The organism is Gottfriedia endophytica (assembly GCF_017814275.1).
Lineage (GTDB): Bacteria > Bacillota > Bacilli > Bacillales > Bacillaceae_G > Gottfriedia > Gottfriedia endophytica.
Map to the genome: position 1 here is coordinate 1 of NZ_JAGIYQ010000024.1, position 14,428 is coordinate 14,428.

15 protein-coding genes, 1 tRNA gene, 1 rRNA gene, 1 other RNA gene and 1 other annotated feature are annotated in these 14,428 nt (G+C 34.4%); of the genes, 15 read left to right on the forward strand and 3 right to left on the reverse strand.

The genetic code is table 11. The features are described from left to right. Positions 1-104, forward strand: a 5S ribosomal RNA gene (gene rrf / locus J5Y03_RS19425); the annotation flags it as partial. Between the two features lie 47 nt (positions 105-151). Here the strand turns inward: rrf and J5Y03_RS19430 are convergent. Beyond that, the gene (locus tag J5Y03_RS19430; RefSeq protein WP_209407654.1) at positions 152-1,129 is read right to left on the reverse strand and encodes a YaaC family protein; all 978 of its coding nucleotides are present in this window, start codon (positions 1,127-1,129) and stop codon (positions 152-154) included. Between the two features lie 110 nt (positions 1,130-1,239). Between J5Y03_RS19430 and guaB the strand changes: the two genes are divergently transcribed. The 7 genes from guaB to J5Y03_RS19465 all read left to right on the forward strand — a co-directional run bounded on the left by guaB (position 1,240) and on the right by J5Y03_RS19465 (position 8,117). Further along, on the forward strand, positions 1,240-2,703 hold the full coding sequence (gene guaB, locus J5Y03_RS19435) for an IMP dehydrogenase (RefSeq protein WP_209407655.1): 1,464 nt from the start codon (positions 1,240-1,242) through the stop codon (positions 2,701-2,703). A gap of 167 nt (positions 2,704-2,870) precedes the next feature. Continuing rightward, entirely contained in the window at positions 2,871-4,217 is a 1,347-nt protein-coding gene (locus tag J5Y03_RS19440; protein ID WP_209407667.1) for a D-alanyl-D-alanine carboxypeptidase family protein, read from the forward strand. Positions 4,218-4,364: 147 nt separating this feature from the next. Next, positions 4,365-5,249: a pyridoxal 5'-phosphate synthase lyase subunit PdxS gene (gene pdxS, locus J5Y03_RS19445; RefSeq protein WP_209407656.1), complete on the forward strand. Its 885-nt coding sequence runs from the start codon at positions 4,365-4,367 to the stop codon at positions 5,247-5,249. 14 nt (positions 5,250-5,263) lie between these two features. Continuing rightward, the gene (gene pdxT, locus J5Y03_RS19450; protein WP_209407657.1) at positions 5,264-5,842 is read left to right on the forward strand and encodes a pyridoxal 5'-phosphate synthase glutaminase subunit PdxT; all 579 of its coding nucleotides are present in this window, start codon (positions 5,264-5,266) and stop codon (positions 5,840-5,842) included. Positions 5,843-5,900: 58 nt separating this feature from the next. Beyond that, positions 5,901-6,125: a binding site (T-box leader), on the forward strand. Between the two features lie 57 nt (positions 6,126-6,182). Continuing rightward, positions 6,183-7,457: a serine--tRNA ligase gene (gene serS, locus J5Y03_RS19455; protein WP_209407658.1), complete on the forward strand. Its 1,275-nt coding sequence runs from the start codon at positions 6,183-6,185 to the stop codon at positions 7,455-7,457. Between the two features lie 113 nt (positions 7,458-7,570). Beyond that, positions 7,571-7,663 (forward strand) — tRNA-Ser (locus J5Y03_RS19460). Between the two features lie 235 nt (positions 7,664-7,898). After that, complete coding sequence (locus tag J5Y03_RS19465; protein WP_209407659.1) at positions 7,899-8,117, forward strand: hypothetical protein; 219 nt, start codon at positions 7,899-7,901, stop codon at positions 8,115-8,117. Between the two features lie 48 nt (positions 8,118-8,165). On the opposite strand, the gene J5Y03_RS19470 is transcribed toward J5Y03_RS19465, so the two are convergent. After that, entirely contained in the window at positions 8,166-8,840 is a 675-nt protein-coding gene (locus tag J5Y03_RS19470; RefSeq protein ID WP_209407660.1) for a deoxynucleoside kinase, read from the reverse strand. Then, positions 8,837-9,478, reverse strand: coding sequence for a deoxynucleoside kinase (locus J5Y03_RS19475; protein WP_209407661.1), 642 nt, complete (start codon positions 9,476-9,478; stop codon positions 8,837-8,839). Before J5Y03_RS19475 ends, J5Y03_RS19470 begins: the two co-directional genes overlap by 4 nt. A gap of 550 nt (positions 9,479-10,028) precedes the next feature. On the opposite strand from J5Y03_RS19475, the gene tadA reads away from it, so the two are divergent. From tadA to J5Y03_RS19510, 7 genes are all read left to right on the forward strand, one after another. Continuing rightward, positions 10,029-10,499, forward strand: coding sequence for a tRNA adenosine(34) deaminase TadA (tadA, locus tag J5Y03_RS19480; protein WP_245208982.1), 471 nt, complete (start codon positions 10,029-10,031; stop codon positions 10,497-10,499). A gap of 69 nt (positions 10,500-10,568) precedes the next feature. Beyond that, an RNA gene (gene ffs / locus J5Y03_RS19485) (signal recognition particle sRNA large type) lies at positions 10,569-10,833 on the forward strand. A 124-nt stretch (positions 10,834-10,957) separates the two neighbouring features. Then, positions 10,958-12,640 (forward strand): DNA polymerase III subunit gamma/tau, encoded by a 1,683-nt coding sequence (gene dnaX / locus J5Y03_RS19490; protein ID WP_209407663.1) that lies wholly within the window; start codon positions 10,958-10,960, stop codon positions 12,638-12,640. An 18-nt stretch (positions 12,641-12,658) separates the two neighbouring features. Continuing rightward, the gene (locus tag J5Y03_RS19495; RefSeq protein WP_209407668.1) at positions 12,659-12,982 is read left to right on the forward strand and encodes a YbaB/EbfC family nucleoid-associated protein; all 324 of its coding nucleotides are present in this window, start codon (positions 12,659-12,661) and stop codon (positions 12,980-12,982) included. Between the two features lie 12 nt (positions 12,983-12,994). Then, a complete protein-coding gene (gene recR / locus J5Y03_RS19500) occupies positions 12,995-13,591 on the forward strand; it encodes a recombination mediator RecR (protein ID WP_209407664.1) in 597 nt (198 codons plus the stop codon). A gap of 20 nt (positions 13,592-13,611) precedes the next feature. Further along, positions 13,612-13,839, forward strand: coding sequence for a YaaL family protein (locus J5Y03_RS19505; protein ID WP_209407665.1), 228 nt, complete (start codon positions 13,612-13,614; stop codon positions 13,837-13,839). Positions 13,840-13,900: 61 nt separating this feature from the next. After that, the gene (locus J5Y03_RS19510) at positions 13,901-14,164 is read left to right on the forward strand and encodes a pro-sigmaK processing inhibitor BofA family protein (RefSeq protein WP_209407666.1); all 264 of its coding nucleotides are present in this window, start codon (positions 13,901-13,903) and stop codon (positions 14,162-14,164) included. Positions 14,165-14,428 lie beyond the last annotated feature (264 nt).

The window sequence follows — 14,428 nt, forward strand, 5'->3', positions numbered from 1 at the left end:
GGCAAAGAGGTCACACCCGTTCCCATCCCGAACACGGAAGTTAAGCTCTTTAGCGCCGATGGTAGTTGGGGGCTTCCCCCTGTGAGAGTAGGACGTTGCCTGGTAACTGTAAAAACTCTAGTCGTTTTGACTAGAGTTTTTATTTATATCTTTAAATATTGTCTTTAAACTTGCTAAACAAATAGGTATGAACAATATAAACAATTTTATTTTCTGTCATTGCTAAAAAATTTTGTATATATGGGTATTCTTCGGTTGAATAGGAGTTTAGTAATTCAGTCCACCACTCCGTTTCATATCTAGAGATCATGCTTAAGTTATAAAGAAGTAAATAGTGGTATAAAATTTCTGGAAGTAAGTCATTCGATTCTTTTTCAACTTTAATTACTATTTTTTTGTCTTTTAAATTTAAGTAAAATGGAGGTTTTATATTATTTTTTTTGGATAATGTTTGACTTGTGAAACTGAAATGATCATTATCATATTTTATCAAATTTAATTTTCTTTCTTGTAATTTTCCTTGAAGAAAAGATTCTAGGCGGTCAGATGTATAATGGTAAAAGTCTAATATCGTATTAGGGATATAATATTTTTCTTCAATTTTACTAACTGGCAAAAAAGTAGTGTCATTTTTAGCGAGTAGAAAAAGATTAGATAGTTCAGGAATAGAATGAAGAAGATTGAGCATATTAAATTTTTCTCCTTCAAGTGAGTTTAAGTTATACATCTTTTCTGCAACATATGTAAATAATCCATTTTTTTGAATTTTTACCTCATCATCTAAGAATGAATAACCTTGTTTTTTTCTTTTTCTTGTTGTTACACCATGTGCTAAAAGTGTAGTTGATTCAGGATACTCCGGACTAACGGTTAATAAACAAGCTTTTAATAACTGAACTAATCCATAAAATAAAAGTATGGGCTTAATAGATAGCGGTGACTGAGTGGAAACATTAAAAAAATTTTTTCCATGCTCTATGTAATATAAAAATGGAGTTGAGTTTTGAAAACTTTTTTTATTTGCTTCTTTTATTAATTCTTTTTCATATTGGCTGAGTAAATATTTCTTTGAATTTTGTTCAGAATTAAAGTAGGACAAGTCGTTCCATAACTCATTTATAAAATTCATAATAAATGACCTCTTTTTTTGAATATTTAAACATTTCAAGAGTTTCTTGACAGTGTATTGTCCTATTGTTAATCTACTAATAATATTTATGCGTGTGAGGAGGCTTTTTTATGTGGGAAACTAAGTTTGTAAAAGAAGGATTAACTTTTGATGATGTGTTATTAGTACCAGCTAAGTCTGAGGTACTTCCGAATCAAGTAAATTTAGGTGTGAAGCTTACAGATAAAATTCAGTTAAATATTCCTTTAATCAGTGCTGGAATGGATACTGTAACTGAAGCTCAAATGGCAATTGCTATTGCAAGACAAGGTGGATTAGGTATTATCCATAAAAATATGTCTATCGAAGAACAAGCTGAACAAGTAGATAAAGTAAAGCGTTCAGAAAGTGGAGTTATTAATGATCCATTCTTTTTAACACCAACACATAAAGTAGCTGATGCAGAACATTTAATGGGTAAATATCGTATTTCGGGTGTACCAATTGTTAATAACGAAGATGAAAAGAAATTAGTTGGAATATTAACAAACCGTGACTTACGTTTTATTCAAGAGTATTCAACAGCTATCTCAGATGTAATGACAAGAGAAAACTTAGTTACTGCTCCAGTAGGAACAACATTACAAGATGCAGAAAAAATTCTTCAAAAGCATAAAATCGAAAAATTGCCATTAGTTGATGATAATGGAGTTTTAAAAGGGCTTATTACGATAAAAGACATCGAGAAAGTAATCGAGTTTCCTCATTCTGCGAAAGATCAACAAGGTCGTTTATTAGTTGGTGCAGCTGTAGGAGTTACAAAAGATGCCTTATTACGCGTTGAAGCATTAGTAAAAGCAAGTGTTGATGTCATTGTAATTGATACTGCACATGGCCATTCGAAAGGTGTAATCGAAAAAGTAAAAGAAATTCGTGCTAATTTCTCAGAATTAGCAATTATAGCTGGGAATGTTGCTACAGGTGAAGCAACTAAAGAGTTAATCGAAGCTGGTGCAGATATTGTTAAAGTTGGTATTGGACCTGGTTCAATTTGTACAACACGTGTTGTTGCTGGTGTAGGTGTACCACAGTTAACAGCTATCTATGATTGTGCTACTGTAGCTAAACAATATGGTGTACCAATTATTGCTGACGGTGGAATAAAATATTCAGGTGACATTGTTAAAGCACTTGCAGCTGGTGGACATGTTGTCATGTTAGGAAGTATGTTTGCCGGTGTGTCAGAAAGCCCAGGAGAAACTGAAATTTATCAAGGAAGACAATTTAAGGTTTACCGTGGCATGGGTTCAGTAGGTGCCATGGAAAGAGGCAGTAAAGATCGCTATTTCCAAGAAGGAAATAAGAAATTAGTACCAGAAGGAATAGAAGGACGTGTACCTTATAAAGGACCTTTGGCTGATACAGTTCATCAGTTAATTGGGGGAATTCGTTCAGGTATGGGTTATTGTGGAACTCCTACTCTAACTGAACTTCGTGAAAATGCTCAATTTATACGCATGTCAGGTGCGGGCCTTCGTGAAAGTCACCCACATGACGTTCAAATTACAAAAGAAGCTCCAAACTATTCTTTATAATATAAATTAATATGAGGCTGTCTTTATCTATCAACATTTAAAATTTCCTATGACTAAATTAGTAAAATGATTACATTTTTATTACTAATTTTTAATAGGAAATAAGATGATAGGAGGGACAGCCTTCTATTTTTCGGGAAATATATATGTTAAAATGGACACAGGATATGAAGAACAGTGGAGGTAAAGACGTGAATGTAAAAAAGATTGTAAACAAGATTGTAATTTTTGCTTTAACACTAGCGCTAATCATACCGGTTAGTTCGTCTGCTTTTGCAGCAGAAGATACTTTAGGTGTAAATGCAAAGGCTGCTATATTAGTAGATGCTAATTCAGGTAAAATTTTATATGAAAAAAACCAAGATACGCCACTTCCGATTGCTAGTATGACGAAAATGATGATGGAATACATAGTATTAGAAGATATTAAAGAAGGCAAAATTACTTGGGATCAAAAAACTACAATATCACCATATGCTTATAAAATTTCACAAAATAGAGGACTGTCTAATGTACCTTTAGAATTAGGTGGACAATACACAATTAAAGAATTATATGAGGCTTCTGCAATTTATTCTGCAGATGGTGCAACGATTGCATTAGCTGAAGCTCTTGGTGGTTCTGAAAAGAACTTTGTTAAAATGATGAGTGATAAAGCTGATCAGCTTCAATTAGGTCAATATACATTTGTAAATGCAACTGGTTTAGTTAACCAAGATTTAATGGGTATGCAACCACCAGGTACTGATGTAAACGCAGAAAACTATATGTCAGCTAAAGGTGTTGCGAAATTAGCTTATTATTTAATAAAAGACTACCCAGAAGTTTTACAAACAGCTTCTATACCACACAAAATCTTCCAAGAGGGTGGCAAGTATCCTATAAAAATGGATAACTGGAACTGGATGCTACCTGGTTTAGTATTTAGCTATCCAGGAATGGATGGATTAAAAACTGGCTCAACATCTTCAGCAGGATACTGTTTCACAGGTACTGCTAAGAGAGGTGACCAACGATTCATTTCTGTTGTCATGGGAGCAGATTCATATAATGCACGTTTTGCTGAAACAAAAAAAATGATGGATTATGGATTTAGTAACTTCGAACCTTTAACTTTAGTAAATCAAGGACAAACAGTAAAAGGTCATTCAACTGCACCAGTATTAAAAGGGAAAGATACAGAAGTTAAAGTTGTTGCAAAAGAACCTGTTACAATTGAGATAAAACACGGTGATGCTAAAAATTATAAAGCAACAATTAATCTTTCAGGTAATGCGGTTGATAAAGACGGTAATGTTTTAGCACCAGTTAAAAAAGGAACAAAAGTAGGTACAATTGATATTACTTCTAAAAACAATGATGATTTAGGTTATGTTACTGATCATGCTTCTGATTTAGTAACTGCTCATTCAGTTGATAAGGCAAACTGGTTTGTTTTATCATTTAGAGCAATCGGATCATTCTTTGGTAATGTTTGGCACGGAATCGTGCATGGAATTAGTAGCTTGTTTTAAAATTAATTAATTAATTATTCATATTTGAAATTGTTAAGTTACCTTTTTTTCAGTAAAATGAGACTAAGGTAACTTTTTTTATTAATTATAGGAAATGATAATACAGACGAGTTATCTATGTGGAACATCTTATTGGAGGGGTAAATAATGAAACTAACAGGAACAGATCGTGTAAAACGTGGAATGGCTGAAATGCAAAAAGGTGGCGTCATCATGGACGTTATTAATGCAGAACAAGCGAAAATTGCCGAGGCAGCTGGTGCAGTTGCAGTTATGGCATTAGAGAAAGTACCTTCAGACATTAGAGCAGAAGGTGGCGTTGCTCGTATGGCAGATACAGGAATCGTTGAAGAGGTATTAAATGCTGTTAGTATTCCAGTAATGGCAAAAGCTCGTATTGGGCACATTGTTGAAGCGAGAGTTTTAGAATCAATGGGTGTTGATTATATAGATGAAAGTGAAGTATTATCACCAGCTGATGATATTTTCCATATTAATAAATCTGAATATACAGTACCATTTGTGTGTGGATGTCGTGATTTAGGTGAAGCAATTCGTCGTATTGGTGAAGGTGCTTCTATGTTACGTACAAAAGGTGAACCAGGTACAGGTAATATTGTTGAAGCAGTACGTCACTTACGCCAAATCAATGGTCAAATTCGTAAAGTAGTTTCAATGTCTCGTGATGAGTTAATGGTTGAAGCGAAAAACTTAGGTGCACCATTTGAAATTCTTTTACAAATTAAAGAATTAGGTAAATTACCAGTAGTTAACTTTGCAGCTGGTGGTGTAGCTACACCTGCAGATGCAGCGTTAATGATGGAGTTAGGTGCAGATGGAGTGTTTGTTGGATCAGGTATTTTCAAATCAGAAAATCCAGAAAAATTTGCTCGTGCAATCGTACAAGCAACAACTCACTACCAAGATTATGAGTTAATTGCAAATCTATCTAAAAACTTAGGTCCTGCAATGAAAGGTATCGACATGAAAAAACTTTCTGCTGCAGATCGTATGCAGGATCGTAGCTTCTAAGAGGAGAGTCTCTAATGAAAATAGGTGTATTAGCGCTACAAGGGGCAGTACAAGAGCATGTAAGAGCGATTGAGTCTTGTGGTGCAGAAAGTGTAATTATAAAGCGTATTGAGCATTTAGACGAAATAGACGGTATTGTTTTACCTGGTGGTGAAAGTACTGCCATGAGAAAATTGTTAGATCACATTGGTTTATTAGAACCACTAAGAAAAAAAATCATAAATGGTCTACCAGCTTTCGGTACATGCGCAGGAATGATTCTTTTAGCAAAAGAAATTCAAGGTTCAGATACAGTACATCTTGGTGTTATGGATACTGTAGCAGAACGTAATGCCTATGGCAGACAAGTAGATAGCTTTGAAGTTCCTTTAGCGATTAAAGGGGTTTGTGATGATTACCCTGCAGTATTTATTCGTGCACCGTACATTGAATCTGTATCAGGTGATGCAGAAGTCATTTCGGAGTATGATGGGCATATTGTAGCGGTTCGTCAAAGACATATGCTTGCTGCATCATTTCACCCGGAATTAACGGATGATACACGACTAATGAACTATTTTGTTGAAATGGTTAAAGAAAATTCTTCAAAATAAGTATTTAACTATTGAATTTTGTAAATGCTTATAGTAAATTAGTAAATAATTTAAATTGTTTAAAACGATGATAGAAACTAGTAGCAAGTTTTTACTCATTTAGAGAGTCAGTGGCTGGTGAAAACTGATATGAGTATCTTGTGAATCCATTCTTGAGTGAAATGTGGAACTTACGAAAGTAAAAGTAAACATTTCCGGTTCATAGTCCGTTATCTATGCTAAGGTGGAAGGCAGTTATGTGCTTTCAATTAGGGTGGCAACGCGGGTAGCTCTCGTCCCTTTTTATAAGGGATGGGGGCTTTTTTGTTTTTATTTTTATTTAATTAAGGAGGAGATTTTCTTGCTAGACATTAAATTATTACGTACAAATTTTGAAGAAGTAAAAGCAAAATTACAGCTTCGAGGTGGAGATGTAAGTAACATTGAACAATTCGGAGAACTAGATTCAAAAAGACGCGAGCTTTTAGTTGGAGTAGAGAATTTAAAAAGCAGACGTAATGAAGTAAGCCAAGAAATTAGTGTATTAAAACGTGAAAAGAAAGATGCGGAAGCATTAATTATTGAAATGCGCGAAGTTGGCGACAAAATTAAAAGCTTAGATGAAGAAATTCGTGTGGTAGAAGAACAGTTAGATGCGATGCTATACACAATTCCGAATTTATTAAATGATGATGTTCCTCATGGATTAACAGAAGATGATAACGTAGAAATTCGCCGTGTTGGTGAAGTACCTTCTTTTTCATTTGAACCAAAAGCTCATTGGGATTTAGGAACAGACTTAGATATTTTAGATTTTGAGCGTGCTGCAAAAGTTACAGGCAGTCGTTTTACATTCTATAAAGGCTTAGGGGCAAAATTAGAACGTGCACTAATTAGCTTTATGTTAGACCTTCACACAGAAGAACATGGCTATACAGAGATGATGCCTCCATATATTGTTAACCGTGGAAGCATGATTGGTACTGGTCAATTACCTAAGTTTGAAGAAGATGCATTCCGAATTGAAAAGAATGACTTTTTCTTAGTTCCAACAGCGGAAGTTCCAGTGACAAACTATCATCGTGAGGAAATTTTAGAAGGTAGCCAGCTTCCTATTGCGTATACAGCGTTTAGTGCATGTTTCCGTTCTGAAGCAGGTTCAGCAGGTCGTGATACGAGAGGTCTAATTCGTCAACACCAATTCAATAAAGTTGAATTAGTTCGTTTTGTAAAACCTGAGGATTCTTACGATGAATTAGAAAAATTAACAGCTCATGCAGAAAAAGTTTTACAATTATTAGGTCTACCTTATCGCGTTATTGCTTTATGTGCTGGTGATATTGGTTTTACTTCTGCTAAAACATATGACATTGAAGTTTGGTTACCAAGCTATGATGCATATAAAGAAATTTCTTCTTGTAGTAACTTTGAGAGCTTCCAAGCTCGACGTGCAAATATTCGTTTCCGTCGTGAACCAAAAGCGAAACCAGAATTTGTTCATACATTAAATGGATCTGGTCTAGCGATTGGTAGAACAGTTTCAGCAATCTTAGAAAACTATCAACAAGAAGATGGTTCTGTAATCGTACCTGAAGTACTTCGTCCATATATGGGTGGACGCGAAGTAATTAAATAAGAAAGAAGTATCCTATAAGCAGGGGAAAATGCTTATAGGATATTTTTTTGAAAAAAATTTAAAAATCACTTGACCTTTTTTAGACAAGCTGATAATATAAATAATGTCAAAACGGAGTAATACCCAAGTCTGGCTGAAGGGATCGGTCTTGAAAACCGACAGGGGTGTAACAGCCCGCGGGGGTTCGAATCCCTCTTACTCCTCCATTTTGATTTTTATAACGGAGCGCATATATATTTGGAGATTGTCAACTCGTTACTTAGTGTAACGGGTTTTTTGTTGTTCCTAGATATTAAATTCCTATCTATATATTCCTTAAAGGCTCCTCTATAAAGCTTCCTATCCTAATACCCTTCTTGAATTTTTAAAAACCAAGGCACCATACTAGGTAAACGTACATAAAATAAAAAAGCTGAGATACGACGGGAGGAGGAGTCGTTTGTGGATCAGGAAAGACAAAATCCAGAAACAATTAGCCAGGAAACAATAGCACAAGAAAGAATAAGTAATGAATTTCTTACTTTAATTGGACGTTTATTTACTCTAGGGAGCGCAATTTTTTTTATAATAGGGGCTATTATAGGCGTAATAACGGCTATCAATGATATAAACATTGCTGAGGAAACAGCAGCTGTATTGACTACAGCGGCTACTGCTTAAAGAACGAAAAAGAAGGTTGCATCAGGCAACCTTCTTTTTCTTAGGAGTTTATCTAGATTTCATATATTTTTGCGAGTGATTTAATACTGTCCCAATTTTTTTGACGATATCTTCAACTGAAGATTCATCTTTTAATAGGTCATATTCAGTAATGCTTAATCGAAGGACTGGACATGCATTAAAGTTGTTAATCCAATTTTCGTAACGTTGGTTCATTTCCTTCCAGTACTCAACAGGTGTTTGTTGCTCCATTGGACGTCCGCGCTCTTTAATTCTCTCAACTACTTCATCAAAAGTTCCTTCAAGATAGATTAATAAGTCAGGTGCTGGGAAATATGGTGACATAACCATTGCATCAAATAGGCTTGTATACGTTTCGTAGTCAACTTCACTCATTGTTCCTTTTTCATAATGCATACGTGCAAAAATACCTGTATCTTCATAAATTGAACGGTCTTGGATAAAACCGCCACCATATTCAAACATTCTCTTTTGTTCTTTAAAACGTTCAGCTAAGAAGTAAATTTGTAGATGAAAGCTCCAACGAGCAAAATCATTATAAAATTTATCTAAATATGGGTTTGTATCTACTTTTTCAAATGATGTACGGAAGTTTAATGCATTTGCAAGAGCGTTTGTCATAGTTGATTTACCTACACCAACTGTTCCTGCAATTGTAATTACTGCATCATTTCGGATACCGTATTTTTCTTTCAAGTTCATATATTTTTTAGCTCCTTTTGTAAAGTGTTTTCCAATGCATCTAGTATCATAATTAAATCACTTGGATTATTTACAAAATCTATTTTATCTCCATTGAATCGAAGGATTGGAATTTCTGGGTGGGATTCTTGGAATTCATTTATGTGTTGTTCATAGTCTTCAATTAATTGTAATAAATATTGATCTTCTATGTGTTTCTCGAATTCTCGGCCTCTAAGTGCAATTCGCTTTTGAAGAGTTTCTAGGCTAGCTGTTAAGTAGATAATGACATTTGGTTTCGGCATGTCTTCAGTTAAAATGTTATAGATACTTAAATATTTCTTATACTGATTTTCTTTTAATGTTCTGCTAGCAAAAATTAGATTTTTTAAAATATGATAATCAGCAATTACGGGTACTGAGTTTTGTAAAAAATCACGCTCAATATCCTCTAATTGTTTATAGCGGTTACACAGGAAAAACATTTCTGTTTGGAAACTCCATTCTTCAATGTTCGTATAAAATTTATCAAGGAATGGATTCTCACTTACTATTTCTTTCAATAATTCAAATTGAAAGTGGTTAGAGATGGCTTTAGATAGAGATGTTTTTCCGACGCCAATAGGTCCTTCTACAGTAATAAAAGGTACTTGCATCATCTCTTACCTCCTTATCGTCATATTCCAAATTTATATGTTAAAATACACAGAAACTATTTTAACACACCCGAATAGAGGTAGGTACATTTTAAAATATTTCCATATGGTAAAATCAGATCATCTAGATTCGTGAATGCTTAGTATAAAGCATCTTTGAAAATTCATGATATAGTTGTTGTTTTATTTTGAATTAGAAGAAATGTAAGGCTCTTTTTTAAAAGATTGTTGTTTTTAGGGTATGTAATATAAAAGACAGGTTGATTGGAATGGAAGGTTGCTCGACTCCTGTGGGAGATGCGGGAAGGCTGAGACCCCACAGGAGCGTATGCGACGAGGAGGCTCAGCTCACGCCCCTAGGAAAGCGAGCATCCTGGAGTGAAAATCAACTTACACATACTGAAATAGCAACAATGTATACGAAAACAGCTAAATATAAATAGATATGAAAAATTAAAAGCTCTTTCTTTTTAATATAGAAGTTTATCAATAGTGAGTAGGAGTTTCCGTTGAATTTTAAATGATGAGGTGTAATTTTTTGAGTAATCACGAAATGTTTATGGAACTTGCGATAGAAGAAGCAAAAAAAGCAAAGAAGATTGGTGAGGTTCCGATTGGAGCTGTACTTGTTAAAGATAATATGGTTATATCAAGCAGTTATAATTTAAGAGAAACAACTCAGAATGCGTTAGGGCATGCTGAAATTGCTGTCATTAATGATGCTTGCGAGAAATTGGGGACTTGGCGTCTAGAGGATACAGTTTTATATGTTACATTAGAACCTTGTCCAATGTGCGCGGGAGCAATTATCCAATCTAGAATACCGATGGTTGTGTATGGTGCGAAAGATCCAAAGGCTGGTTGTGGAGGTTCAATCTATAATCTTTTACAAGAGGAACGTTTTAATCATCGATGTGAAGTTGTTGATGGAATTCTTCAAGAAGAGTGTAGTGAATTATTAAAAACTTTTTTCCGTGAACTTAGAGAAAATAAGAAAAAAATGGAACATGAGAACAAGCATTGATTTTTTCTAGCGCATCGTTTATACTCTAATTACCGTTGATAAACGGTTCAAATTATGGTTATACCTTTGCCGTGCTAGGTGGGGAGGTAGCGGTGCCCTGTACTCGCAATCCGCTCTAGCGAGACTGAATTCCACTCTGAGGTGTATTTACTTTAGGGTCTGCCTTAAATAAGTGGTGTTGACGTCTGGGTCCTACGCAACGAGAACTCACGAACCTTGTCAGGTCCGGAAGGAAGCAGCAATAAGTGAGCCATCTCGTGTGCCGTAGGGGTGCCTGGACCGAGCTAACTGTTTAAGTAACGCCTAGGGTAATGCATCGACGAGTGGTGCACGGCATTTATTTTATAATATAAAACTCATCCATTTGGATGAGTTTTTTGTTTATAATAAAATGGGAGTCCCATGAAAGAAAAACATGGGGTATAATAGTAAAGAACAAATTTGAAGGAGGAAGAGTTGTGTCATATCAAGCTTTATATCGACTGTGGAGACCTCAGCAATTTAAAGATGTTGTAGGACAAGACCATATTATTCGAACACTTCAGAATGCTCTTCTTCAAGAAAAAGTTTCTCATGCGTACTTATTTACTGGGCCTAGGGGAACTGGTAAGACCAGTACGGCTAAAATTTTTGCAAAAACATTAAATTGTGAGCATGCGCCTACAAGTGAACCTTGTAATGAATGTGCAATTTGTAAAGGGATTACCGACGGTTCAATAGGAGATGTAATTGAAATTGATGCTGCTTCAAATAATGGAGTAGATGAGATTAGAGATATTCGTGAAAAAGTAAAATACGCGCCTTCAGCGGGTAAATATAAGGTTTATATCATTGACGAAGTACATATGTTATCAATAGGAGCTTTTAATGCGCTATTAAAAACATTAGAAGAACCTCCACAACATGTCATTTTTATTTTAGCAACAACTGAACCGCACAAAATACCACTTACAATCCTTTCGAGATGTCAGCGCTTTGATTTTCATAAAATTAATCAATCTGTTATCTCAAATAGATTACAAATGGTATTAGAGCATCAAGGTAATACAATAGATGAAGAAGCTTTAATGATTTTATCTCGTGCTGCAGAAGGTGGTATGAGGGATGCGCTTAGTATCCTAGATCAAGCGATTTCATACAGTGATGAACACATCACATTAGATGATGTATTAGCTGTAACCGGAACAATTTCTCAAGAAACGCTAAGCCAAATTATTGAGGCGATTTCTAAAGGAGATGTTTCTAGTTGCTTAACGTCATTAGATGTCTTGTTAGTAAACGGAAAAGATCCTGTTAGACTGATTGAAGATTTAACAATGTATTTTAGAGATATATTGCTATATAAGCATTCTCCAAAAATGGTGGGGCTATTAGAAAGAGCAACGGTTACCGAGTCTTTTCAATTGCTATGTGAATCGTTTGAAGTAGAATTAATCTATGAAATGATTGATTCATTAAGTAAAAGTCAGCAAGAAATGAAATGGACTAATCATCCAAGGGTATTGCTAGAGGTTGTAATTGTTCAATTATGCCAGAAAAGCTCTAGTGTACATGTTTCTAAACAAAATGATCTTACTTTACTTGTAAATAAAATTAATCATTTAGAAGAGGAATTGAAGCAACTTAAAGAAAGTGGCTTACAAGTTGTACAACAAGAAGGTACAGCTTCTCAAAATAAAGCAAAACCTAGACAAAACCGCTCTAAAATACCAACAAATATGATTCAAGGTGTATTAAGAGTAGCTTCTAAGACAGAAAAAAGCAAAGTGGTCTCTATATGGGCAACTTTGCAAGAACAACTTAGATTTCAACAAAAAGTTTCTACAGCTACATTAGTATCATACGGGGAAGTAGTTGCAGCAGCTTCAGAAAGTTGTATTGTTGCATTTAAATCAGAAACTATTTGTGATTTAATTAATAATAGTAGTGAACAAGAACATCTTTCAGTCATCAATCAGCTTTTAAGCCAACTTGTAGGACATAAAATGGATATGTTAGCAATTCCTGAAGATGAATGGCGGACAGTTAGAGAATCGTTTATTCATCAAAATAAGCCTCAGGAATCTATTCAAGAAGAAACTCCCTTAATAACTGAAGCGATTAAGCTTGTTGGAGAAGGGTTAGTAAAAATTAAAGAATAATTGGAGGGAATTAATATGATGCGTGGTGGTATGGGTAACATGAATAATATGATGAAACAAGTGCAAAAAATGCAAAAACAAATGGCAGAAGCACAAGAACAGCTAAACGAGAAAACTTTCTTAGGAACTGCTGGCGGTGGTATGGTAGTTGTTACAGCTAATGGCCAAAAACAAATTCTTGATGTAAAAATTAAAGAAGAGGTAGTAGATCCGGAAGATATTGATATGCTACAAGATTTAGTATTAGCTGCAACAAATGATGCATTAAAACAAGTTGAAGATGAAACATCTAAAACAATGGGTCAATTTACAAAAGGAATGAATATTCCTGGTTTATTTTAGGAGATAGAATAAATGCATTATCCAGAACCGATATCAAAATTAATCGATAGTTTTATGAAACTACCTGGAATCGGTCCAAAAACAGCTGTTAGATTGGCTTTTTTTGTACTTGATATGAAACAAGATGATGTTCTAGATTTTGCAAAATCATTAATTGATGCAAAACGAAAACTCATTTATTGCTCTGAATGTGGACATATTACCGATCAGGATCCTTGTTATATATGTAGTGATCACCATCGTGATCGTTCAACTATTTGTGTAGTTCAAGATTCTAGGGATGTAATAGCAATGGAGAAAATGAGAGAATATCAAGGTTTATATCACGTCCTTCATGGAGCAATTTCACCAATGGAAGGAATTGGTCCAGAGGATATTAAAATTATGGAATTGCTAAAAAGATTGAACAATGATGAAGTTCAAGAAATTATTCTTGCAACAAATCCGAATATCGAAGGCGAAGCAACTGCGATGTATATTTCAAGGTTGTTGAAAACAACAGGAATTAAAATCACTCGAATTGCACATGGTTTACCTGTTGGTGGAGACCTTGAATATGCTGACGAAGTTACTTTATCAAAAGCCCTAGAAGGTAGAAGAGAACTTTAGATTAAGTGGTGAATGAGAAAATGGTCTTTTTTCGAAAAAAAGGAAAGCTTCGCGATGAGTTTGATGAAAAGTTAGTTAATCGACTACTTAGTAGTAAAGAAAATTGGATGCTACAAGAAGATATTTTACATAAGTGTTTCGAGCCAAATGATGAATTTGGAATGCATGTAAAACTTGCGAGGGCTAAATACTATTTTCTATTAAAAGAAGCAAAATTTCGTAAAGTATTAATTTCAAAGATAAAATAGGCATTAAAATAAAATCCCATCATACAATTTTAGTACAAGTTGTATGGGGGGATTTTTGTTTATGAGTAGCTTTATTATTATTTCTGTACTAATTTTATTAATTGTTTTTATGCTTCTAATTGGTGTTCCTTTAAATGTTTTAAAAGTGTTAGGTAGAATAGCAGGACGAATTTTTATTAGTGTGCTGTTGTTATTTGTTCTGAATCTTGTTTTTTCTTCATTTGGTTATCATTTGCCAATTAATTACTTTACAATAGCGTTCACAGGGGTTTTAGGAATACCTGGCCTTGCAGCACTAAGTGTTATTTCAATCTATATGGTATAGTAAATGATTTTCAGGAAAGTTGTTGACTTCTTTAGTTCAGTATGATAAATTATTAATTGTCGCTGATGCAAACGGCGAAAAGAAATTTAAAAAAGTGTTGACTCTTATGAGTCTACATGCTATTCTTATTAAGTCGCTTACGAGTGACAAAATGAACTTTGAAAACTAAACAAAACATGAAGTAAACGTCAATTATTAGTTTTAGAGCTTAAGATAAACAATCTATTATGGAGAGTTTGATCCTGGCTCAGGACGAACGCTGGC